Source organism: Bacillus halotolerans (assembly GCF_001517105.1).
GTDB lineage: Bacteria > Bacillota > Bacilli > Bacillales > Bacillaceae > Bacillus > Bacillus halotolerans.
Genome location: NZ_LPVF01000008.1, coordinates 166940 through 188621 on the forward strand (window position 1 = coordinate 166940; position 21682 = coordinate 188621).

The following is a 21682-nucleotide window of genomic DNA, read 5'->3' on the forward strand; positions in this document are numbered from 1 at the left end:
TTTCTCCGTTATTTCGTCACTGGAAACAACTCGGTCTTTCTGTTATTTTTAGAGTAATCGATTCCCATATTTGCTATATTTCTAAAACAAAAAACGCAAATTTGTATTATAACGTCATAATACATTATAATATAAATAATAGCTTAAAAGGAGGCTACCCCTTGTTAAACAACGGAAGTTCAACACCTTTATACATTCAGCTAAAACAAATCATAACAGATGACATTAAAAAGGGCTTGTATTCCCCGGCTGCCAAGCTGCCCACAGAAAACGAGCTTTGCAGCAAGTATAATGTCAGCCGCATTACCGTCAGAAAAGCCATTCTCGATCTGGTCGAAGAAGGTTATCTGATCAGGCAGCAGGGAAAAGGAACGTTCGTTAAAAGCCCTAAATTGAAGAGAGAGCTGATCGCAGTAAACGGCTACTCTGAATTTATGGAATCAACCGGGAAAAAACCGAAGCATCAGGTTCTGTCCCATGAAATCATACCAGCATCGAAACCGATCGCCGAAAAGCTTCAGATCAATCCCGAGAGCCCTGTCGTTGAATTAAAACGGATTTTATATAACGATGATCAGCCGCTCACCTTTGAGATCACGCATTACCCGCTGGACATGTTTCCTGCCATCAATACGTTTATTGCTGACGGTGTATCTATGCACGATATTTTAAAGCAGCAATACCAAGTTGTTCCCACTCACAATACAAAACTATTAAATGTTGTCTATGCCCAGCAGGAGGAAAGCAAATACTTGGATTGCGATATCGGGGATGCGCTGTTTGAAATCGATAAAACCGCATTTACCTCAAACGATCAGCCGATCTACTGCTCACTGTTTTTGATGCACACAAACCGTGTCACATTTACAATCAACAGTCCCTACACATGACAGGCATAAAAAACGAGACACTGCTTATAGTATTCTCGTTTTTTCACTGCTTCCCCCTTCCTCCAGGCGATAGGGATAGCCGTAGCCGAATGCCCCGTACACTCCGCATGTTTTCGCAGCTGTTTCCGCTCCTTGGCGCAAAGCGTTCATCACATCCTGCTTCTCACAAAACGCAGTCAAAAATCCCGCGATAAATGAATCTCCCGCTCCGAGTGTGTCTATTATATCAGCTTCCACAATCGGCTGATGGTAGATTCGGTCCCCCGCAGACAGGATCGCCCCTTGCCCGCCGCGGGTCATGCAAACAATTTTCGCTCCATACTCATGTGCCTTTTTGGCGAGCTGGCCGCACTCCGTCTCACTCAGATCGCTCCCTGAAAAGAACGCGTACGTCACATAAGGACAGACCTTTTTCAAATACTCATCCTCTCGATTTGTTGAAAAATCAAAAGAAACCGGGATCAGCCCGCACAGCTGCGGCAAATCGTTCTCAAGCCTGCTGTACACACTGGTATGCAGCAGATCATGGTCGCTGATAAAAGATAAGTCCTTTTCCTGGAACACAAGACGGAGACGCGACTGGATGCCGCCCTTATTCGATCGGACAAAGATCCGGTCCCCCTGTTCATCAAGGGTAACGATTGCCATTCCGTTTTCCCCATGCGCCTGGCGAATAAAATCAGCGTTGACCTTCTCCAATTTCAGCACATTCAGCAGATGAGCCGCGGCTTCGTCATTGCCGATGATTCCGATATAAGAAGACTCATGCCCGAGCCGTTTTGCAAGCACTGCGACATTTAAGGCATTTCCTCCCGGATAGAATGTTTCTTGATCCTGATAGTAGTCTACAACGTTGTCTCCAATAGCAATTAATTTCATTGTGCTTCCTCCTTTATCCTTTTACGCTTCCGCTTGCAATCCCGCGGACAAAATATTTCTGCATAAATAAAAATAGAATAATAATCGGCGCGGCAGAAATCGTTAATCCCGCCAGCAGGACGCCCCAATCCGTCTGCAGCGCATCTCGGAACTGCATCAGCCCCGCTGGAATGGTCCGCAAATTCTCGTCATCTATGAAAATAATCGCAAACATAAACTCATTCCACGTATGGTAAGCTGTCAGAATACCCGACGTCACTAAAATGGGTACACTCATTGGTAAGAAAATTCTGAAAAATACTCCGAAACTCGTACACCCATCTAAATAAGCCGCCTCTTCCAATTCTTTAGAAATAGAAAGAAAATAAGAGCGGATTAAAATGATGGTAAATGGAATCCGATAAGCCGCATAAGGCAAAATCAAAGCCCAATACGTATTGTAAAGCCCCAGCGACTGAATAATGGAATAAAGCGGCACAAGACTGACCTGAGGCGTCAGCATCAAACCGCCAAGACAAAGCACCAAAAAGAACCCTCTTCCTTTAAACTCGAACCTCGAAAGCCCGTATGCCGCCCATGCGCTGATAAAGACAGTAATCACACATGTCAGGGCCGTCACGATCACACTGTTCATAAAATAAGAAGAAATCCCCTGATTCCAGGCGGACACAAAGTTCTCCGGATGCCACGAAGACGGCAGCGACCAGCTGTTCTCAAAAATATCATCCGAGCTTTTAAAGGCGCTCATGACCATCCATAAAAGCGGATAAGCAATCGCGATTAGATAAAGAAACAGAAAAACCCATACAGACGTTTCTCCGATATACCATTTTCGCCTCGGCTTTCTTTTCACCTCGATGTGCCGGTCAGGCACAGGCTCTAATCTAAACGAATCTGTCTTCTTTTGAGGCAGCATCTGTTAATCCTCCTTTCCGGTTTTAAAGAACTTCATTTGCATGAGCGACAAAGCAAGCGTAATGAGTAACACAACAGTGGCAATCGCTGAAGCATAGCCCATCATATCCTTTGTAAAGGCGCTTTTATATAAGAATGTGCTTAATACCTCAGAAGCGTTTCCCGGTCCGCCGCCTGTCAAAATGTACGGCTCGTTAAACACTGTAAAAGCGCCTGTCAGCGTCATCACCACCGCAACAAAAGACATCTCTTTCGTCTGGGGAATGGTAATGTGAAAAAACTGCTGAATTTTTCCCGCACCGTCAAGACGCGCCGCTTCATACAGTTCATCCGGTATTTTTTGAATCGACACAATATACAGCATCGCAATATAACCGACAGACTGCCACTGCGACACAAAGATGACAGAAAGCATAGCCGTGCTGTCCTCCCCGAGCCATGCCCTCGTCAGCTGATCAAGCCCGATTGCCTGAAGCAGCTGATTCAAAAGCCCCGTCTCAGGGTTGTAAATAAAATCAAATAAAAGCGCGATCACCGTCATCGAGATGACAACCGGCAAAAAGAAAACGGTACGAAAAAAAGGCGACCATTTTCTGACCAGCTTATCCTCAAGCACCGCCGCCAAAATCAAACCGCCAAACACCTGGCATACAATTGAGATCACTGCGTAGAGCACGTTATTCGTGAGGGCTTGATAAAAGACAGGATCACGAAATAATTCAACATAGTTCTTCAATCCGATAAACGTTTTTTCCGGAGAAAAAGAGCTCCATTGAAACAGACTGAGAAAGACATTCTCAAAAATCGGGATATAAACGAAAAGTAGAAAAACAAGAGCCGGCAGTAAAAACAAATAGGGGATTATTCTATTTTGGTTGACCAAGGATAACTCATCTCCTTTATAAAAAGAAAAGGTGCGTCGCTTCACCTTTTCTTTGATTTATTCAGCTGACGCCTTCACTTGCTTGGCTGCTTTTTGGACGGCTTTCATGACCTGCTCCGGTGTCATGTCGCCGCCAAGCATTTGCTGGACGCTTGTTAAGTACACATCTGCGATTTCAACATCAACATCCATATCGAACCACGGAACCATTGATTTGGCATCTACGATATGCTGAACGGCTTCACGCTGAATGGCTGTAGAATTTTCTTCGGTTGCCGTCCCTTGCACCGCACTGTATTTGCCGACGTCTTTAACGAGCTTTTCACCCATTTTTTCCGAGGTCAGAAATTGCAAAAATTCCACTGCTTCCTTCGGATGTTTTGTTTTCGAAGAAATCATAAATCCTTCAGGCGCCCCCGTTAACGCTTCTGAAGATCCTTTTTGTCCGCTGATTTCAGGGAATGAGAACATCCCTAGATTCACTGGCTCGACCAGTTTGATTTCAGCCGTTTCCGCATATATCATCGCCGACTTTCCGCTCTTAAATTGCTGTCTCACATATTCATGGTCGACGGAATTTACATGTTTATTGAAGTAAGGCATCAGTTCCTGCAGCTTTTCAAGTGCTTTCACATAGCCTTCATCGGTAAATTCACCCGTTTTGGCGTTATAATCCTTTTCTCTTGTTTTTTCATCGACCATCCGCTGATTCAGCGTGCCGATATAATGTGAGATTGTCCAAGGCGCTTTTGTTCCGAAACTGATCGGCGTATAGCCATTTTCTTTCAGCTTCTTGGAGACATCAATGAGTTCATCCCAAGTCGCCGGCGGCTCTAGATTGAGCTTTTTAAAAATATCTTTATTATAGAAAAATGATTTAGCGTCCATTTGCCACGGCACGCCATATTGTTTGTTTTCATACGTAAATGGTGTAACTTGCGATTGAACGAGCTGCGATGACCAATCTGTATCATCTTTGTAGTAGGACGAGAGATCAAGTGCTTTATTTCCTCTGATAAATTTAAAAGCAAACTCGTCACTCCATGAGAAGTAAATATCAGGAGGGCTGCTGGTTCCCAGCATAACTTTAATTTTATCTTTATAGGAGTCATTCAAAACCGCTTCAGTTTGAATGTCGATATCCGGATGCTCTTTTTCAAATTCCTTTACAACCTCTTCAAAATACCTTTTCTCCGGCTCCTTCGGCCATCTGTGGAAAAATTTCAATGTCACCTTTCCATCCGCTGAACTGCCCTGGCTCGAACAGCCCGCAATGGTGAGCATACTGACAGCTGCAATGATCAAAAATAAAAACATTTTCTTCAAAGGGTTGGCCTCCTCTGGACATTAGACTATAATGTTATATAACATTATAGTCTAATGCATAATGGTTCCTCTTTTTCAGATCAATACTCAACTTTCCACATGTATCTTCTATGAGATAAAGGATGATTTCTTGCTTCTGCCAAAGCGTCCGCATAGCTTCTCAGCACACGGTTAAGAACGAGCGGAGCAAGGTAGCCTTTTATTGAATCGTCAATTGCAGTGAAGTCGTAAGATGCGGCATCGAGCACAGTCAGCTTTTTGCCATATTTTTTCGAGAAGGTAAGCGCCCGCTCTTCAAGAGGCCTTGTTTCATCTAAACCGAGCAGGATGATAAACGGCACGGATTCATCAATAATTTCAAACGGTCCGTGAAAATATTCTCCGGCATGAATGGCGTGGGAATGAATCCATTGCATTTCCATGAGAATGCAGATGCTGTAGGAGTAAGCGACACCGTAGTTTGCACCGCTTGCCATTGTATAAATGATGCTTTCTTTTTCATGTATTTTTGCAAATTGCTGTGCGTTTTCTGCTTCCTGCTTAAGGGCTTCATCATACACAGCCTGCAATTGATCTAAACCTTCTATTGCTTGTTCAAATTTCGTATTGTTTTCTAATACCTGCAAAGCGCCGAAAACGATTTGATATAGAACACCATAGTTCGTATTGATCGCCTGCGCCTCATCACCCCAGTCATATTGGGCGACATATTGCGCTTCCTGTGCTAAAGGAGACTCCGGCTTATACGTCATTGCAATCGTAAGCGCGCCTTTGCTTCTCGCAAATGCAGCGGCTTTTACCGTTTCCGGAGTATTTCCCGAATGCGAGCACAAAATGACAAGAGACTTTTCACCAAGCTGCACAGGGTTTCGCTGAATAAATTCATTAGAGCTGTAAAGGTCGGAGCTGATTGATTTTGACTCCCTGTCAAACACATATTTACTCGGATACATGATGGCCGAAGACCCTCCGCATGCGACAAAGAATACATGGTCAATGGTTTTTCCTTTCAAATCCTGCAAGAAAGCTTGAACCTCACGATTAACTTTTGCTGTGACTTGACTCAAATCCTTCACTCCTCATTTTTATTATATAACGTTATATAACATTATATATTGTTATATTAAAGTCCTCAGCTTGGATTGTCAATATCATTTTCTGAAATTTCTCAATAATTTAATCGAGTGATAGACTACAGGCCTACGCACAGAAAAATGCCAAATCAAAAAGCCAGAACTTAGCATAAGCTCTGGCTTCACTGCTCAATCCGCAGACTGACTTCTTATTTAAAAAATACCTTGTCTATATTGTACTTCGAGTGCTGTGTATTGATGATGTAGGTTTCGTAAATTTCTCTTTCCATTGGATCTTCGACTACACATACTTCAATTTTATATACTTCGTCTCTGTGATTTTTGATCGGTGAGACAGTATCTTCAAAATGCTTCTTAATTCTCTGTCTTAACTTTCTGGCTTTACCGACAAACAGCAGCTCATCGTGAATGTTGTAAAACATGAAGATGCCGCCTTTATCCCTTGGTATCTGGTGAAAGTCGATGAATCCGTAAATCGCCTTTATTTTCGGCTCGTTATCATTGGCTGACTGCTGCCGTTCGGTGATCGTCACATTCGGTGCTGGTATATCAATTTTTATCAAAATCAGTTCACGTCCTCTTTTTCATTAAAGATAAATGCTAACACAGACAGGAAAGAAAAGCTAGAACAGCTTTATTATATTTGTTTGTCATGCCTTTCATTATTATGCAAGCGCTCCGGCAAGATCATAAGGGCTAAGGTCTATTTCTGTCGGCTGTCCGAGAACTAGCTTTGCGAGCTCTGAACCCAGAAACGGCCCCATCGTTAATCCCGACGCGCCTAAACCGTTAGCGGCGTAAAGTCCTTGAACATTCGGCACGGCACCCACCACTGGCAGAAACCCCGGTGTAAACGGTCTGAAGCCCACTCTTGTTTCAATGACTGTGCTGTCAGCAAGCCCCGGGGCTGCGGCAAGGGCTTTGCTCAAGACTTCATGCTGTCCCCCTGCTGTCACACGCAGGTCTTTAAGATCGGCCTCATTTTCATGGGTGGCGCCTGCTACAATTCTGCCGTCATCAAAGGACAAAATATACTGGTCATTCGGCGGCATCACCACCGGCCATGATCCAGTATCTGCACTAGGAATTTCAAAATGCATAATCTGCGCCTTCTGAAAGGATACTTGAAAATGAATGCCCAGAGGCTTCATCAACTCATTGGCCCATGCCCCTCCAGTCACGATCACACTATCAGCCTCAAACTGCTGCTTGTCTGTTTGGACACCGGTGACTCCTCCGTTCTCAAAAAGCAAGGACGCATTTCCTTTTACAATGACCGCACCATGTTTCTCGGCAGCGCTTAAAAGCGACCGGCATAGCGCCCTCCCGTTCACACGAGCGGCGCCGCTGATATGAACCGATTCATAGCCATCAGCTAAAATGGGAAACAGCTTTTTCGTTTCACTCGCGGACAAACGGGTGATGTCACCGATCTCCGGCGCATGCTCGCGCCTCTTATACGCCCGCTCCTCCATCTTATCAAGCTTCACTGAATCAGTGTGAATGCTGATCGCCCCGACACGCTTGTATCCGGTGTCTGTCTCTCCGTCCTCTTCCAGTTGCTTGATTAAATCATTATAGTATCGCGCTCCGCCCTTAGCGAGCTGGTACCAATCCTGATTGCGGCGCTGCGACAGCCAAGGACAGACGATCCCCGCCGCCGCGTCAGTCGCTTGTCCCGGTTCATTCCGGTCAATCACCGTAACCCGGGCTCCTGATTTTGCGAGATGATAAGCCGTCGACGCACCTAGTATGCCTGCGCCGACGATGATGTAAGACTTCATATGCAAACACCTTTTCTTTTATAATATCTATTCATTTTACCAAATAGAGTGCTTTCCTTCGACCTTTAGACCCAATGTGGAAAAATCGCGAAGTTCGTCCAATCTCTTCACTCTCCTATTGAATATCCTGTCACTATCAATAGAGAAAGGATGATACCATGAGCGAAAATCGTCATGAAAATGAAGAAAACCAAAAGCGCAATGTATCAGTTGCTAAAGTTGAAAACAGCGGCAATGCAAAAGTTGTAGTCAACGTGAATACAGATCAGGATCAGGCACAGGCACAGTCTCAAGACGGAGAAGAGTAATGAACGAGAATATCATTCCTATCAACAGACATGCTGCGGAAATGCCCAAAAATGGCTCTGTTATCGAAAACAGCGGCAATTCGGAAGTCCATATTGATATTCACATTGACACAATGCCGATTGCCTTTGCCATTTTATGCTCTGCATTAGCCGCAAAGCAGATGACAAAAGATGAATTCGACACGGCCTATACTCAATTGCTAGAGATGAACAGCAATTATACCAACAGAACATCTGTGATGAAAGTTGTTAACCCCGAGACAACAGAAAACTGAGAAAGAACAACCCCGTGCGCGCCCTCGGCCCACGGTTTTCTTCTTTATATAAAAAGGACGCGTCTGTAAACCAGTCGCGTCCTTTTTTATTAACATTAACCGATTGAACCTTCCATTTCAAACTTAATCAAACGGTTCATTTCAACTGCGTATTCCATTGGAAGCTCTTTTGTGAATGGCTCGATGAAGCCCATTACGATCATTTCAGTCGCTTCTTCTTCGGAAATACCGCGGCTCATCAAGTAGAAGAGCTGTTCTTCAGATACTTTAGACACTTTCGCTTCGTGCTCCAATGAAATGTTATCATTTAAGATTTCATTGTAAGGAATTGTATCTGATGTTGATTTGTTATCCATAATGAGCGTATCGCACTCGATGTTGGAACGGGCGCCTTCCGCTTTACGTCCGAAGTGGACGATTCCGCGGTAGGTTACTTTTCCGCCTTGTTTTGAAATCGATTTTGATACGATTGTGGAAGATGTGTTTGGCGCAAGGTGAATCATTTTCGCACCCGCATCCTGATGCTGGCCTTTACCCGCAAGAGCGATAGAAAGCGTCATACCGCGCGCGCCTTCGCCTTTTAGGATACAAGCCGGATATTTCATTGTCAGTTTAGACCCGATGTTGCCATCAATCCATTCCATAGTTGCGTTTTCTTCACAGATCGTACGCTTTGTTACAAGGTTGTAAACGTTGTTCGCCCAGTTTTGGATCGTTGTATAACGGCAGTAGCCGCCTTTTTTGACGATGATCTCAACGACCGCACTGTGAAGTGAGTTTGTTGTGTAAACAGGTGCCGTACAGCCCTCAACGTAATGCACGCTTGCTTCCTCGTCAACGATGATCAGCGTACGTTCGAACTGACCCATATTTTCAGAGTTGATACGGAAGTAAGCTTGAAGCGGTGTTTCAACCTTTACGCCTTTTGGCACGTAGATGAAAGATCCGCCGGACCAAACAGCTGAGTTCAGCGCCGCGAACTTGTTATCAGTCGGCGGAATCACTTTTGCCCAGTGCTCACGGAAAATATCTTCATTTTCTTTCAGCGCGCTGTCTGTATCTTTAAAAACGATGCCTTGCGCTTCAAGATCTTCTTTCATGTTGTGGTATACAACCTCTGATTCGTACTGAGCAGAAACACCAGCAAGGTATTTTTGTTCAGCTTCAGGAATACCGAGCTTGTCGAATGTTTGCTTAATTTCCTCAGGAACTTCATCCCAAGAACGCTCTGAACGCTCAGACGGTTTTACGTAGTACGTAATTTCGTCAAAGTTCAGTGAGTTTAGATCTCCGCCCCATTGAGGCATTGGCATATTGTAGAAATGTTCAAGTGATTTCAAGCGGAAATCAAGCATCCATTGAGGCTCTTCTTTCATGCGAGAAATTTCTTCTACGATTTCTTTTGTCAATCCGCGCTCTGAACGGAAAATGGAAACGTCCTTATCGTGAAAACCATATTTGTATTCACCAATATCAGGCATTTTTTTAGCCATCCATTTTCACTCCAATCCTTTTAATTGCCGCCTTCTTCTTTAGCGACTCCTTTTTCAAGTGCCTTCCATGACAGGGTTGCACATTTAATACGGGCCGGGAATTTTGAAACGCCTTGAAGGGCTTCAATATCACCCAGATCGATAGAATCATCATATTCTTTCCCTTGCATCATATCCGAGAAAATCTTAGACATGGTAAGGGCTGTTTCAATATCTTTCCCTTTAATCGCCTGAGTCATCATCGAAGCGGATGCCATTGAAATGGAACAGCCTTCCCCTTCAAATTTCGCATCTTCCACGATGTCTCCGTCAAGCTTCATTGTCAGCCTGATTCGGTCGCCGCATGTCGGATTGTTCATATCCACGACGATGCTGTCATTCAAAACCCCTTTGTTGCGCGGGTTTTTGTAATGATCCATAATCACCTGTCTGTACAATGTATCTAAGTTTGCATTAAAAGACATTTGTAAAATACTCCTTTGTCTTTTGAAGAGCTTCCACAAGCTTATCAATCTCTTCCTCTGTATTATACAGATAAAAGCTTGCTCTCGCAGTAGCAGTTACATCCAGCCATTTCATCAGCGGCTGGGCGCAATGGTGACCCGCTCTGACAGCGATCCCTTCCGCATCAAGTACGGTTGCCACATCGTGCGGATGAACATCATCAAGGTTAAATGTGATCAGCCCGGCACGCTCTTCCGGTCCGTAAACCGTCACGCCGTCAAGCTGACGGAAGCGTTCAAGCGCATAAGCTGCAAGCTTGTGCTCGTGGCGGGAAATCTCATCAAGGCCGATTTCTTCGAGAAAATCAATTGCGGCACCGAGACCGATTGCTCCAGCAATAATCGGAGTACCCGCTTCGAATTTCCACGGAAGCTCTTTCCAAGTTGATTCATAAAGCCCGACAAAGTCGATCATTTCACCGCCGAATTCGGCAGGCTCCATGTTTTCCAGCAGGGCTTTCTTTCCGTACAGCACGCCTACTCCGGTAGGACCGCACATTTTGTGGGAAGAAAGCGCAAAGAAGTCGCAATCGAGATCCTGCACGTCAATTTTCATGTGAGGCGTGCTTTGTGCACCGTCCACCACAATGACAGCCCCGTTGTCATGAGCGATTTTCGCCATTTCTTTTATCGGGTTGATCGTGCCGAGAACATTAGACACATGAGATACCGCAACAATCTTTGTATTGCTTGTGACCGTTGCTCTGACGTCATCTAATGAAATCGTGCCGTCTTCCTGCAGCGGAATATATTTTAATGTGGCGCCAGTCGCTTTGACAGCCTGCTGCCACGGAATGATATTCGCATGATGCTCCATATAGGTGATGACCACTTCATCACCCGGTTTGAGGTTGGCGCGTGCATAGCTTAGCGCCACCATGTTCAGTGATGTGGTCGTGCCTTTTGTGAAAATAATCTCAGCCATTGACTTCGCGTTAATAAACTTGCGGACTTTTTCACGCGCTCCTTCATAACCGTCTGTCGCTCTGGTTCCAAGCGTATGGACGCCCCGGTGAACATTGGAATTGTATTGGTTATAATACTTATCCAGTGTTTCAATGACAGCACGCGGCTTCTGGGAAGTCGCCGCGCTGTCGAGATAAACGAGATCATGTCCGTTCACTTGCTGATGAAGGATCGGGAACTGTTCACGAATATCTGTGATATTCATTACTTCACTTTCCTTTCGATAACAGAAACCAATTGTTTCTTAACGCCTTCAATCGGAAGTTCGTTAACTACCGGCGCAAGGAATCCGTAGATGACTAAGCGTTCTGCTTCTTCTTTCGCAATACCGCGGCTCATCAGGTAGTAAAGCTGAATAGGGTCCACACGGCCGACAGATGCCGCATGTCCTGCAGTTACATCGTCTTCGTCAATTAAAAGAATAGGGTTTGCGTCTCCGCGCGCTTTTTCGCTGAGCATCAGCACACGGGATTCCTGTTCCGCATTTGCTTTAGAAGCGCCATGTTCGATTTTGCCGATTCCGTTAAAGATAGAAGAAGCGGAATCCTTCATCACACCGTGCTTCAAGATATATCCTTCAGAAGCTTTACCGAAATGAATGATTTGTGTCGTGAAGTTTTGTGTTTGCTCTCCTCTTCCGACAACAACCGTTTTCGTGTCGCCGTAAGTGCCGTCACCGTAAAGGTTTGTTGTGTTTTCGGAAATGGTGTCGCCATCGTTCATGAGGCCGAGAGCCCACTCGATTTTGCTGTCGCGACCGCGCGCAGCACCCCGGCGGTTGACGTAAGTTGTCACGCCGGAAGACAGATTATCCACTGCACCGTATGTCACACTGGCATTATCACCTGTGATAACCTCACTGATAATGTTGAATACAGCATCTTTCGGGTTGACCGTGCTGATGTAGTTTTCTACATACGTTACTGAACTATGGTCTTCCGCCACAATCAATACGTGGTTGAACAGAGCTGTATCGTTGCTTTCGTGGACATAAACAGCCTGAACCGGCGTCTCCACCTGAACATTTTTCGGAACATAGAGGAATGCCCCTCCGTTAACAAGAGCTGCGTGAAGTGCAGTTAATTTATGCTCATCAACCTTCACGCCGTCTTTCATAAAGTATTTCTCCACTAAGTCGCTGTGCTCGCGGGCAGCAGTCAAAATATCAGTAAAGATGACGCCTTTGTCTTTCAATTCCTGAGAAAGAGAAAGGTATGCAGGCGTCTGATCACGCTGTACATATAACGTTTTATCTTCGTTTTTTACATCGATCAGCGCTTTTGCTTCATCTGTCAAATCTTCTAATGAAGAAAGCGGCTCATTATCAACTGTATGCTTCGCGAAGTTCGTGAAGTTCCAGTTTGTGATTTTTGTTTTGTCAGGCTTCGGCATCGGCAGATCCTCAGCTTGTTCAAGAGCCTGTAAGCGCAGGTTTTTCAGCCAGGCAGGTTCTTGATGCTTTTCGGAAAAGCTTTTGAGATACTCCTGATCTACGGATAGTTTTGTATCTAGTGTCATATTAATCCCCCTAACGCTTACGCTTCTTGGCCTACAGTTTCGTCTTCAATGCCAAGTTCTTTTTTGATCCAGTCATAACCTTCTGCTTCAAGACGCTGTGCAAGCTCTGCACCGCCGGATTTTACAACGCGGCCTTGCATCATAACGTGAACCACATCAGGAGTGATGTAGTTTAACAGACGCTGATAGTGAGTGATCATCAGGCAGCCGAAGCTTTCGCTGCGCATTCTGTTGATCCCTTTTGATACAACTTTCAGAGCGTCAATATCAAGACCTGAGTCGATTTCATCAAGGATGGCGATTTTCGGTTCAATCATCATCAGCTGAAGGATTTCGTTGCGTTTTTTCTCCCCGCCTGAGAAGCCTTCGTTGAGGTAGCGCTGAGCCATTTCAGGGTCCATTTCTAAGAACTCCATGTTTTCGTCCATTTTGCGGATGAATTTCATAAGAGAAATTTCATCGCCTTCTTCTCTGCGCGCGTTGATCGCAGAACGAAGGAAGTCGGCATTTGTCACACCGCTGATTTCACTTGGGTACTGCATTGCAAGGAACAAACCTGCCTGCGCACGCTCGTCCACTTCCATTTCCAGTACATCTTTGCCGTCAAGCGTGATGCTGCCCTTCGTTACTTCATATTTAGGATGCCCCATAATAGCAGCTGACAGAGTTGATTTACCAGTACCGTTCGGTCCCATTACGGCATGGAACTCTCCGCCTTTTATTTCAAGGTTTACACCTTTTAAGATCTCTTTCCCTTCGATTTCAACGTGAAGATCTTTGATCGTTAATGTTGAAGCAGCCATATCTATACCTCCAAAAATATATAATCATTATTCTCATTTTATTCTCATTCTAATTTTATAACAAATGAAAAGTAAATACAACTTTTTATCGTGCCTTGCACATTTCTCAAGTTTAACAAAGTTCAGCACTTTATTAAAGCAATTGAAAAAGAAAAAGAGTGGATTCCCACCCTTTTTTTAAAGACCGATTTTCTCATTAAGCTCCGCAGAATACCGCTTGCATTTTTTATATTCAAGCTCTCTCTGCCGCTCAACTTCCATTCTTGTATCCAGCCGGCGTCCGTATTCCTCGTACCCGATTCCATGCGACAGCTGCATCGCTTTTTCCATTTCTGACGTATAATCGAGGTCCAGTCTGTCCTGGCTGCTGCAAATAATGAATCAATCCCTTCATTTATTTACTGCTATTGTATCAGCTCTTAGACCGGCGCTGCAAAATGGATATGGCTTGATATAACAACGGATGAGACGAAAGGACCCTTTGAGTTGAAATGAGAATCGTTTTTCGGAATATTCCTTCTTCTAATGCGCAGTGTTTCCAAATTCCTCTATGCACTGCTGGACAACTGTCACACCTTGGCTTAGAGCAGCTCCGCCTCCGAATGCCGCCGCCACACTGACAGCTTCAAGAATGTTTTCTTCTGTTGCTCCTTGGTCAAGACAGCCTTTTGTGTGATAGATCATGCAATATTCGTCCTGAGCATTGATAGCGATCCCCAGTGCAATCAGCTGTTTTTCTCTTTCTGTTAGTGAATTAGCTGCAAAGCATTGTTCGGTAAATTCGTTAAACTTTCTTCCCATCATCGGCATCTTCTGTTCAAATGTGCCTAAACTTTGTTTATATTGTTTTAGCGCGTCCTGCATGCTTCCTCTATCTTGATTCAAAGAAAATCCCTCCATCTGTTTAACATTCCTTTTTATTATGAACAGCTTTAAGGAAAATACCCAAAAAACCCCGGATTTCTCATCCGGGGTTTCAGTCTTATTCAGATACAGGAAGCACAGCTCCGTCATATTTTTTATCGATGAAGTCTTTGATCTTTTTAGAGTGAAGAACTTCCATCAGCGCTTTGATTTTTGCAGAATCCTCTTCGCCATCTCTCACTGCAATGATATTGGCGTAAGGGTTATCTTTTGTTGATTCCACTTCAATCGCGTCTTTTTTAGGATTTAATTTATTTTGGATCGCGTAGTTCACATTGATGAAGGCCGCGTCTCCTTCTTTGTTTTCATATGCTTTTGCCGTTAATTCAGGCGCTACTTTTTTGAACTGAAGGTTTTTCGGGTTTTTCTTAATGTCTTTCAGTGTTGCATCGACTGTCTCCACTTTGGAATCAAGTGTAATTAATCCTGCATTCTCAAGCATTGCAAGCATACGGCCTTGTTCAGCGACGTTATTTGTCAGGATAATTGTCGCACCGTCGGGAAGATCTTTTAATGATTTGTATTTTTTAGAATAAATACCGAATGGCTCTAAGTGAATCGCACCGGCATTCGCAAGTTTATAATCTTTGTTTTCTTTCATTTCTTGCTCAAGGTAAGGAATGTGCTGGAAGAAGTTCGCATCCACTTCTTTATCAGCCAAGGCTTTGTTGTACATTTTGTAATCACTAAGCACTTTCACTTTCAGTGTGTAGCCTTTTTCTTTTAACAATGGTTCAGCTTCTTTTAAAATTTCTGCATGCGGTGTTTTTGTAGCTGCAACAACAATTTCTTTCTTGCCGGATTCAGCGTTATTAGAACCGCAGGCAGCCATAACTCCTGCAAATACAAGCAGTAATGCACCCAAAAATAGCTTTTTCAATGTAAATCCTCCCTTATCGTTTGTCTATTATATTTGTTATGACATCACCGATGATTTGAATAATAAATACGATGATTAAAATAAACACAGTAGCAACGAAGGTAACATCAGTATTATTAGACTGATAGCCTTCTACGTACGCAAGGTTTCCAAGGCCTCCTGAACCGATGGCGCCTGCAATTGCCGTTGAGCCGATCAAAGCGATGGCCGTAACCGTGATCCCAGAAATAAGGGCCGGCATGGATTCCGGGAGCAGCACTTTGAAAATAATTGTTGATGTTTTGGCTCCCATTGATTTCGCAGCTTCGATGACGCCTTTATCCACCTCGCGAAGCGCAATTTCAGCAAGCCGCGCGTAAAACGGGGCTGAGCCGATGACTAACGCCGGCAGTGCCGCGTTCGGCCCTAAGATGGTGCCGACTAAAAACTTCGTAAAACCTAGTAATAAAATAATTAAAATGAGGAACGGAATAGACCTGAATACATTGACAATGGCCGCAATCACAGTGTTAACCGCTTTGTTCTGCCAGAGGCTCCCTTTGCTTGTGAGAAAGAGCAGCAGACCGAGGATCACCCCGATGACAAAGGCAAAAACCAAAGAGATCAGCGTCATATAAAGCGTTTCGTATGTCGCATTCCATAATTCAGTTACATCAACGTTCGGGAAGTATTTTTCAAACATTCGTGATCACCTCTGCTTTCACCTGTTTGTCATTAATAAACCGGATCACGTTTTGCACTTCTTCCTCGCCACCGTCAATATGGATGAACAATGAACCGTATGCTCCGTCCTTCGTCTGCGAGATTTTCCCTTGCAGAATATTGACACTGACATTGAAGTTTCTGATCATCTCTGTAATCAGAGGCTGTTCAGCCGCTTCGCCGACAAATGTGAGCTGAACCGTTGTTCCTGACGCTTTTTCGTCAAGAAGATGCTGAAGTGTTTCTTTTGTTTCTTCAGGCTCAGTCACCTGCTGGACAAATCGTTTTGTCATTTCTTCCTTCGGATTCTTGAAGACATCGAGAACTTCTCCTTCTTCAACAACCTTTCCGTTTTCCATGACAGCGACTCTGTTGCAGATTTTGCGGATGACATGCATTTCGTGTGTGATCAGCACAATCGTCAAACCGAGTCTTTCATTAATATCGGACAAAAGATCCAAGATTGAATCAGTTGTTTGCGGATCTAAAGCTGATGTCGCTTCATCACAAAGGAGAACCTTCGGATTGTTTGCGAGCGCTCTGGCGATTCCGACCCGCTGCTTTTGTCCGCCGCTCAGCTGGGATGGGTAAGATTTTTCTTTTCCTTCTAAACCTACCAGTTTAATCAGTTCATTGGCACGCTTGATCCGCTCGCTTTTTTTCACCCCGGCAATTTCTAAAGGAAACATGATGTTATCTCTGACAGTTCGCGACCAGAGCAAATTGAAATGCTGGAAAATCATACTGATTTCATGGCGTGCTTTTCTTAAATTTCGTCCGTTTACTTCATTAATCTTTGTTCCCGCCACTTCCACGATTCCTGAGCTTGGTTTCTCAAGTCCGTTCAGCAGACGGATTAAGGAACTTTTACCAGCTCCGCTATATCCTATAATTCCAAAAATCTCACCTTTTTTTATGGAAAGCGAGACATTTTGGACAGCATTGACATCTCCATGCTTCGACTTATACACTTTTGAAACATTCTGAAGATTGATCAAAGCGATCACCTGCCTTAACACTATTCTAAGAAATCTTCCGGTTTTTTCTGCAAAAGAAAAGCCTTTCTGCACACTTGAGCAGAAAGGCTTATATTAAACTCGCCTTTCTCTCATCTTTCAAAGCTGAACGCTTCGTGTGAATTGGCACCATTTCAACAGTGTTGATGGTTGCCGGGCTTCATAGGGCACTTCCCTCCACCTCTCTTGATAAGAGAAATATATAGTCTTTTTCGTCCGGAAATTCTTAATGTAGAATAGCATGGCGAATGATAAAATGTCAATAAAATAAATGATGTCAACTTTTACTATTATAATAATTTACTAATTTTCAATTCTTTAGAATCCTCTGAAAAAAACCATTCGTCAGCCACAGAATGGCTTCCAGCTTTAACAGCGCTCTGAATGAACCCTTTACCTTTAGGCTCCCGCTCTGGATCAGGTGCTGAAGGGAAATGTCTCCATGCAAAAGATCAATGATTTCTGTTTGGTTTCCATAAAAGGTCAGGTTGGACGTGTGGGGCGGAGAAATCTTTTTCATTTCCCCTTGTTCGTTTATTGAGACGGTTAAGGCTTCTGTTTCTCCTTGGAAGGTAATGAGCAATGTTGAAGTGTTCAAAAGGGGTTTTAAAAACAGATGCTGGTAATCATCTTCTAAAACTTCCGCTTTCTCCATTTGTACAACCTCCTATTTGTTGGTCATACATACACATTTCTCTCTTCAGCGCAAGAACCCCTTTATAAAACGAACGACAATTTCATTGGAATGTGCCGAGAAAAATGTCATAAATGAGATGCAGAAGATGATTTTTGTTTGATCAGCTCATATAAGTAAGAAACGGAATGAAACGCATACCCTCTTTCAATTACTTTCCCGCCCTTAAACAGCAGAAAACAAGGGACGCTTTCAATTTGATATGCTTTTGCAAACGCCGGTGAATAGTTGAGATTATTTTTATAGAAGGCGACAGACGGAAGCATTTCTTCGACAACTGTCAGCATTTTGCTTGCCAGCTGGCAGGTCCCGCAAAACGGAGTATATAAATATAGGAGATACACATCATCAGTAATGTGTTTAAGTTCTTGTTCTTGGAGTTCTTTCATGCTATAACACCTCAGGTCTTTCTTTCAAGAAAAATCGTATGGACATTCAGATTTGCGCTCAGCAATACAGATGCTATATGGTGTCTGGGCGCCGCCGCCACTTCCTTATAGGCTCTGTCGATATGTAAATGGAAGGCTTCATTAAATTCCCTTTTCAGCTGTTTTCTCAATTTCTCGCCCGATTCATCGGCATCAACCAAAATATAGACGTCCTTCTCGTAAAGCTCGTCAGCCAATTCCTCCAGCTTCAGCTGGCTGATTGTTCCGTTTGTGCAGATAATGCGCATTGGCTCATTCAGGACGCTTTCAATCTTTTCTTTATCTGATTTCCCTTCAACAATCAAGACTTTTTCCAGCTCATCCATGTTCATCTGCTTCACCTGCCGCGTCAAATTTGAAACGTTCAGATTGTAAAAGAAGGCAGTGAAATTCACCGCCAACATTAACACCAGCCGCTTTCGTAGTCACAATCCACATATTTCTGATCGTCTCCTGAAACCACGTCGGCTGTCTTATAAAACTTTTCATTTTCATAGGTAAAACCGGACTTAAGCTCATATTCATTCATGCCTGTCATTTGGCCGATCATCTCATCTTCATGATATAACGAGAGCCGGCCATTTTGAAAGCGGCCTGTCACATCATTGGTGACATCGAGCTTTTGTTTGCTGAAAGCCATATTGGACACCTCCCATAGCGTTAGCGTATCCAATTGCCTGCTCAGCTATCCGGTTTTAGTCTTGCTGTGTCATCTCTTCGTATTGCTCTGCTGTCATTAGTTTTTCAATTTCAGACGCGTCAGACGGTTCAACGACGATCATCCATGCTTTTTCATACGGAGATTCGTTGACGAACTCCGGGCTGTCATCAAGATCTTCGTTTACTTCCACTACAGTTCCGTTAATCGGTGCGTAAAGCTCAGATACCGTTTTTACGGATTCTACACTTCCGAAAGGCTCGTCCGCTTTAATTTCAGCGCCGACTTCAGGAAGCTCAACAAACACGATATCTCCGAGCTCGGATTGGGCAAAATGGGTAATGCCGATTTTGGCTTTTTCTCCTTCAACTTTTACCCACTCGTGTTCTTCTGAGTAACGCAAATCTTTAGGTATGCTCAATTGAATCCCTCCATTTTTTACAGCACTACAATAAGAAGATACCACACTTTTCGAAAAAAATTTACATCATGACCAGTTTTCTTCAAATTGATCTTCTTTAAAGCCGACTGTCACTTTTTCGCCGTCTGTTGTGAGCGGGCGCTTGATCAGCATTCCGTCTGAAGCCAGCAGTTCAAGCTGTTCGTCTTCTGACATGTGATACAGTTTTTCCTTCAGATTCAGTTCACGGTATTTCATGCCGCTTGTGTTGAAGAATTTCTTTAAATCCAGCCCGCTTTTTTCATAAAGCGATTTTAGCTCCTCTTTGCTTGGAGGCTGTTCTGCAATATGTATTTCGTTGATTTCTTTTCCATGCTCTTCAAGCCATTTTTTCGCTTTGCGGCACGTTCCGCATTTAGGGTACCAGTAAAAAGTTAACGACATCTTCTTCCCCCTCAATAAAATAATCGAGGTTATTTTAACACAGTTTGTTTTAAAAACCTAAAACAGTGCTTCATAAAAAAAGAGCTCCGGATGAGCGGAGCTCCTTGGGACTCAGACAATATATTTTTCGGCCTCGAACACACCCGCTGCCGCTTCACGTTTTTTCCGAATGACATTTTTAGGCGTCACGCGTGTCAGCTTGCGGAGAGCCGAGAGCATCATACGGAGAGAATCCCCTTCTTCCATTGCAAGTAAAGATTCTTTCGCATGGGCTTCAATTTCATTAAAGGCTTCTTGAACGAAAATTTCTGTGTACAGCAGCTTTTGCGCTGCTTTATCGCTTCCTTGCGCGGCAATGGCCTTTTCCGTTCTGAGCACCGCTGATTCCATTGCATATACATTGCTGACAATATCAGCAACGTTTACGAGAATTTCTTGTTCGCGGTCGATCGCTTTTCCGTATTTTTGCGCGGCAAGACCCGCGGCGAACAGGGCGATTTTTTTGGCTTGCTTGACAATATATTTCTCTTGCTCTAATACGCCGGTGCCCGGCTCCTCAGGCATAAGCATCATGAGTTCTTCTTGAAGCGCCTGTGCCTTTTCAAAAAGAGGCAGCTCGCCTTTCATCGCTTTCTTCAGAAACGTGCTTGGCACGATTAACCGGTTAATTTCATTTGTTCCTTCGAAAATCCGGTTGATCCTGGAATCCCGATAGGCTCTTTCCACCTCATATTCCTGCATAAATCCGTAGCCGCCGTGGATTTGCACGCCTTCATCGACAATATAATCAAGCGTTTCAGAGCCAAATACCTTGTTGAGAGAGCATTCAATGGCGTATTCGGCAATGGACTTCGCAATTTGTCTTCCGTCCTTTAGGTCTTCAGCTGTAAACTGGCTCATATTGTCTTCAAACAGCCCGACGGTTCTGTACACAGAGCTTTCCATCGCATACAGTCTTGATGCCATCGTCGCGATTTTTTCCTGGGTCAGCGAAAAGCCTGCGATCGGCGTTTTAAATTGGCGGCGCTGATTTGCGTAAGCTGCAGACAGCTCGATCACCCGTTTTGACGCGCCGATCGTTCCTACTGCCAGCTTGTAGCGGCCGATATTTAAAATATTAAAAGCGATGACATGCCCTTTGCCGATTTCTCCAAGAAGGTTTTCCTTCGGCACCTCAGCCTGATCCAATATGAGGGTTCTTGTCGAGGACCCTTTAATTCCCATTTTCTTTTCTTCAGGTCCGGTTGATACGCCCGGAAAATCTTTTTCTACAATAAAAGCGGAAAACTTTTCGCCGTCCACTTTGGCGTAAACGACAAAGACATCGGCAAAAGCTGAGTTGGTGATCCACTGTTTTTCCCCGGTTAATACGTAATGCGTTCCTGCTTCATTCAGCACCGCTGTCGTTTTTGCGCCTAACGCATCAGATCCGGAACCCGGCTCAGTCAGTGCGTACGCAGCGATCTTTTCCCCTGAAGCCAGATCAGGGAGATATTTTTTCTTTTGCTCTTCCGTTCCGAAGAATACGATCGGCAAGGAACCGATGCCGACATGTGCACCGTAAGAAAGTGAAAAGCTTCCCGCACGCGAAAATTTTTCAGTGATCAGCGCCGAGCTGATTTTATCAAGGCCCAGCCCGCCGTATTCCTCGGGAACATCGGCTCCGAGAAGCCCCAGTTCTCCCGCTTTCTTCAAAAGACGGACGGAATGTTCAAATTGATGGTTCTCAATTTCATCTATATGCGGCAGAACGTCCTGCTCAATGTAATCCTCCGTTGTTTTCGCAATCATTTTATGCTCGTCGGTGAAATCCTCCGGTGTATACATCTGATCATATGTGACATCCTCGATTAAGAAACCGCCGCCTTTTAGTACTTCAGCCGTTTTTTTCGTCATTTG

The 21682-nt window shown here is 44.2% G+C and carries 27 protein-coding genes and 1 riboswitch; of the genes, 3 read left to right on the forward strand and 24 right to left on the reverse strand.

Annotated elements, in window-relative coordinates:
- Positions 1–161: 161 nt before the first annotated feature.
- A complete protein-coding gene (gene frlR / locus AU387_RS03380) occupies positions 162–890 on the forward strand; it encodes a transcriptional regulator FrlR (RefSeq protein ID WP_024122756.1) in 729 nt (242 codons plus the stop codon).
- A gap of 24 nt (positions 891–914) precedes the next feature.
- On the opposite strand, the gene AU387_RS03385 is transcribed toward frlR, so the two are convergent.
- From AU387_RS03385 to AU387_RS03415, 7 genes are all read right to left on the reverse strand, one after another.
- A complete protein-coding gene (locus AU387_RS03385) occupies positions 915–1769 on the reverse strand; it encodes a fructoselysine 6-kinase (RefSeq protein WP_059334816.1) in 855 nt (284 codons plus the stop codon).
- Between the two features lie 13 nt (positions 1770–1782).
- Entirely contained in the window at positions 1783–2685 is a 903-nt protein-coding gene (locus tag AU387_RS03390; RefSeq protein WP_059334818.1) for a carbohydrate ABC transporter permease, read from the reverse strand.
- Positions 2686–2688: 3 nt separating this feature from the next.
- Entirely contained in the window at positions 2689–3567 is an 879-nt protein-coding gene (locus tag AU387_RS03395) for a carbohydrate ABC transporter permease (RefSeq protein ID WP_044159032.1), read from the reverse strand.
- 57 nt (positions 3568–3624) lie between these two features.
- A complete protein-coding gene (locus AU387_RS03400) occupies positions 3625–4893 on the reverse strand; it encodes an ABC transporter substrate-binding protein (protein WP_059334820.1) in 1269 nt (422 codons plus the stop codon).
- Positions 4894–4973: 80 nt separating this feature from the next.
- The gene (frlB, locus tag AU387_RS03405) at positions 4974–5960 is read right to left on the reverse strand and encodes a fructosamine deglycase FrlB (protein ID WP_059334822.1); all 987 of its coding nucleotides are present in this window, start codon (positions 5958–5960) and stop codon (positions 4974–4976) included.
- A gap of 215 nt (positions 5961–6175) precedes the next feature.
- Entirely contained in the window at positions 6176–6550 is a 375-nt protein-coding gene (locus AU387_RS03410) for a nucleotide excision repair endonuclease (protein ID WP_010331777.1), read from the reverse strand.
- Between the two features lie 102 nt (positions 6551–6652).
- Complete coding sequence (locus AU387_RS03415) at positions 6653–7771, reverse strand: NAD(P)/FAD-dependent oxidoreductase (RefSeq protein ID WP_059334824.1); 1119 nt, start codon at positions 7769–7771, stop codon at positions 6653–6655.
- 158 nt (positions 7772–7929) lie between these two features.
- On the opposite strand from AU387_RS03415, the gene AU387_RS03420 reads away from it, so the two are divergent.
- Positions 7930–8079: a hypothetical protein gene (locus AU387_RS03420; RefSeq protein WP_003240873.1), complete on the forward strand. Its 150-nt coding sequence runs from the start codon at positions 7930–7932 to the stop codon at positions 8077–8079.
- On the forward strand, positions 8079–8354 hold the full coding sequence (locus AU387_RS03425) for a hypothetical protein (RefSeq protein ID WP_044159036.1): 276 nt from the start codon (positions 8079–8081) through the stop codon (positions 8352–8354). Before AU387_RS03420 ends, AU387_RS03425 begins: the two co-directional genes overlap by 1 nt.
- A gap of 95 nt (positions 8355–8449) precedes the next feature.
- Here AU387_RS03425 and sufB read toward each other — a convergent pair whose 3' ends face one another.
- The 17 genes from sufB to fadE all read right to left on the reverse strand — a co-directional run bounded on the left by sufB (position 8450) and on the right by fadE (position 21679).
- A complete protein-coding gene (gene sufB / locus AU387_RS03430) occupies positions 8450–9847 on the reverse strand; it encodes a Fe-S cluster assembly protein SufB (RefSeq protein WP_024713611.1) in 1398 nt (465 codons plus the stop codon).
- 20 nt (positions 9848–9867) lie between these two features.
- Positions 9868–10311, reverse strand: coding sequence for a Fe-S cluster assembly sulfur transfer protein SufU (gene sufU / locus AU387_RS03435; protein WP_044159038.1), 444 nt, complete (start codon positions 10309–10311; stop codon positions 9868–9870).
- The gene (gene sufS, locus AU387_RS03440) at positions 10301–11521 is read right to left on the reverse strand and encodes a cysteine desulfurase SufS (protein ID WP_024122766.1); all 1221 of its coding nucleotides are present in this window, start codon (positions 11519–11521) and stop codon (positions 10301–10303) included. Before sufS ends, sufU begins: the two co-directional genes overlap by 11 nt.
- On the reverse strand, positions 11521–12834 hold the full coding sequence (sufD, locus tag AU387_RS03445; RefSeq protein ID WP_059334826.1) for a Fe-S cluster assembly protein SufD: 1314 nt from the start codon (positions 12832–12834) through the stop codon (positions 11521–11523). The genes sufS and sufD overlap by 1 nt, the downstream gene beginning before the upstream one ends.
- Before the next feature lie 17 nt (positions 12835–12851).
- A complete protein-coding gene (gene sufC, locus AU387_RS03450) occupies positions 12852–13637 on the reverse strand; it encodes a Fe-S cluster assembly ATPase SufC (RefSeq protein WP_044159040.1) in 786 nt (261 codons plus the stop codon).
- 177 nt (positions 13638–13814) lie between these two features.
- Complete coding sequence (locus tag AU387_RS20325; RefSeq protein WP_010331789.1) at positions 13815–13967, reverse strand: YuzK family famiily protein; 153 nt, start codon at positions 13965–13967, stop codon at positions 13815–13817.
- A 192-nt stretch (positions 13968–14159) separates the two neighbouring features.
- The gene (locus AU387_RS03455) at positions 14160–14537 is read right to left on the reverse strand and encodes a carboxymuconolactone decarboxylase family protein (protein WP_059292599.1); all 378 of its coding nucleotides are present in this window, start codon (positions 14535–14537) and stop codon (positions 14160–14162) included.
- Between the two features lie 82 nt (positions 14538–14619).
- Positions 14620–15441, reverse strand: a complete 822-nt coding sequence (metQ, locus tag AU387_RS03460; protein ID WP_024122769.1) for a methionine ABC transporter substrate-binding lipoprotein MetQ — start codon at positions 15439–15441, stop codon at positions 14620–14622.
- Between the two features lie 13 nt (positions 15442–15454).
- A complete protein-coding gene (gene metP / locus AU387_RS03465) occupies positions 15455–16123 on the reverse strand; it encodes a methionine ABC transporter permease MetP (RefSeq protein WP_044159042.1) in 669 nt (222 codons plus the stop codon).
- Positions 16116–17141 carry a methionine ABC transporter ATP-binding protein MetN gene (metN, locus tag AU387_RS03470; protein ID WP_044159043.1) on the reverse strand — a complete coding sequence of 342 codons (1026 nt, stop codon included), beginning with the start codon at positions 17139–17141 and terminating at the stop codon, positions 16116–16118. The genes metP and metN overlap by 8 nt, the downstream gene beginning before the upstream one ends.
- 107 nt (positions 17142–17248) lie before the next feature.
- Positions 17249–17355, reverse strand: a riboswitch (SAM riboswitch).
- A 114-nt stretch (positions 17356–17469) separates the two neighbouring features.
- Positions 17470–17814, reverse strand: coding sequence for an SCP2 sterol-binding domain-containing protein (locus AU387_RS03475; protein WP_024122772.1), 345 nt, complete (start codon positions 17812–17814; stop codon positions 17470–17472).
- A gap of 107 nt (positions 17815–17921) precedes the next feature.
- Entirely contained in the window at positions 17922–18242 is a 321-nt protein-coding gene (locus AU387_RS03480) for a thioredoxin family protein (RefSeq protein ID WP_059334828.1), read from the reverse strand.
- Positions 18243–18253: 11 nt separating this feature from the next.
- Positions 18254–18607: a toprim domain-containing protein gene (locus AU387_RS03485; RefSeq protein WP_044160328.1), complete on the reverse strand. Its 354-nt coding sequence runs from the start codon at positions 18605–18607 to the stop codon at positions 18254–18256.
- Positions 18608–18684: 77 nt separating this feature from the next.
- Positions 18685–18921, reverse strand: coding sequence for a YusG family protein (locus AU387_RS03490; RefSeq protein WP_010331799.1), 237 nt, complete (start codon positions 18919–18921; stop codon positions 18685–18687).
- Between the two features lie 55 nt (positions 18922–18976).
- The gene (gcvH, locus tag AU387_RS03495; protein ID WP_010331800.1) at positions 18977–19360 is read right to left on the reverse strand and encodes a glycine cleavage system protein GcvH; all 384 of its coding nucleotides are present in this window, start codon (positions 19358–19360) and stop codon (positions 18977–18979) included.
- A 66-nt stretch (positions 19361–19426) separates the two neighbouring features.
- Complete coding sequence (locus AU387_RS03500) at positions 19427–19783, reverse strand: arsenate reductase family protein (protein WP_024122775.1); 357 nt, start codon at positions 19781–19783, stop codon at positions 19427–19429.
- Positions 19784–19894: 111 nt separating this feature from the next.
- Positions 19895–21679, reverse strand: coding sequence for an acyl-CoA dehydrogenase FadE (fadE, locus tag AU387_RS03505; protein ID WP_044159046.1), 1785 nt, complete (start codon positions 21677–21679; stop codon positions 19895–19897).
- Positions 21680–21682: the final 3 nt, after the last annotated feature.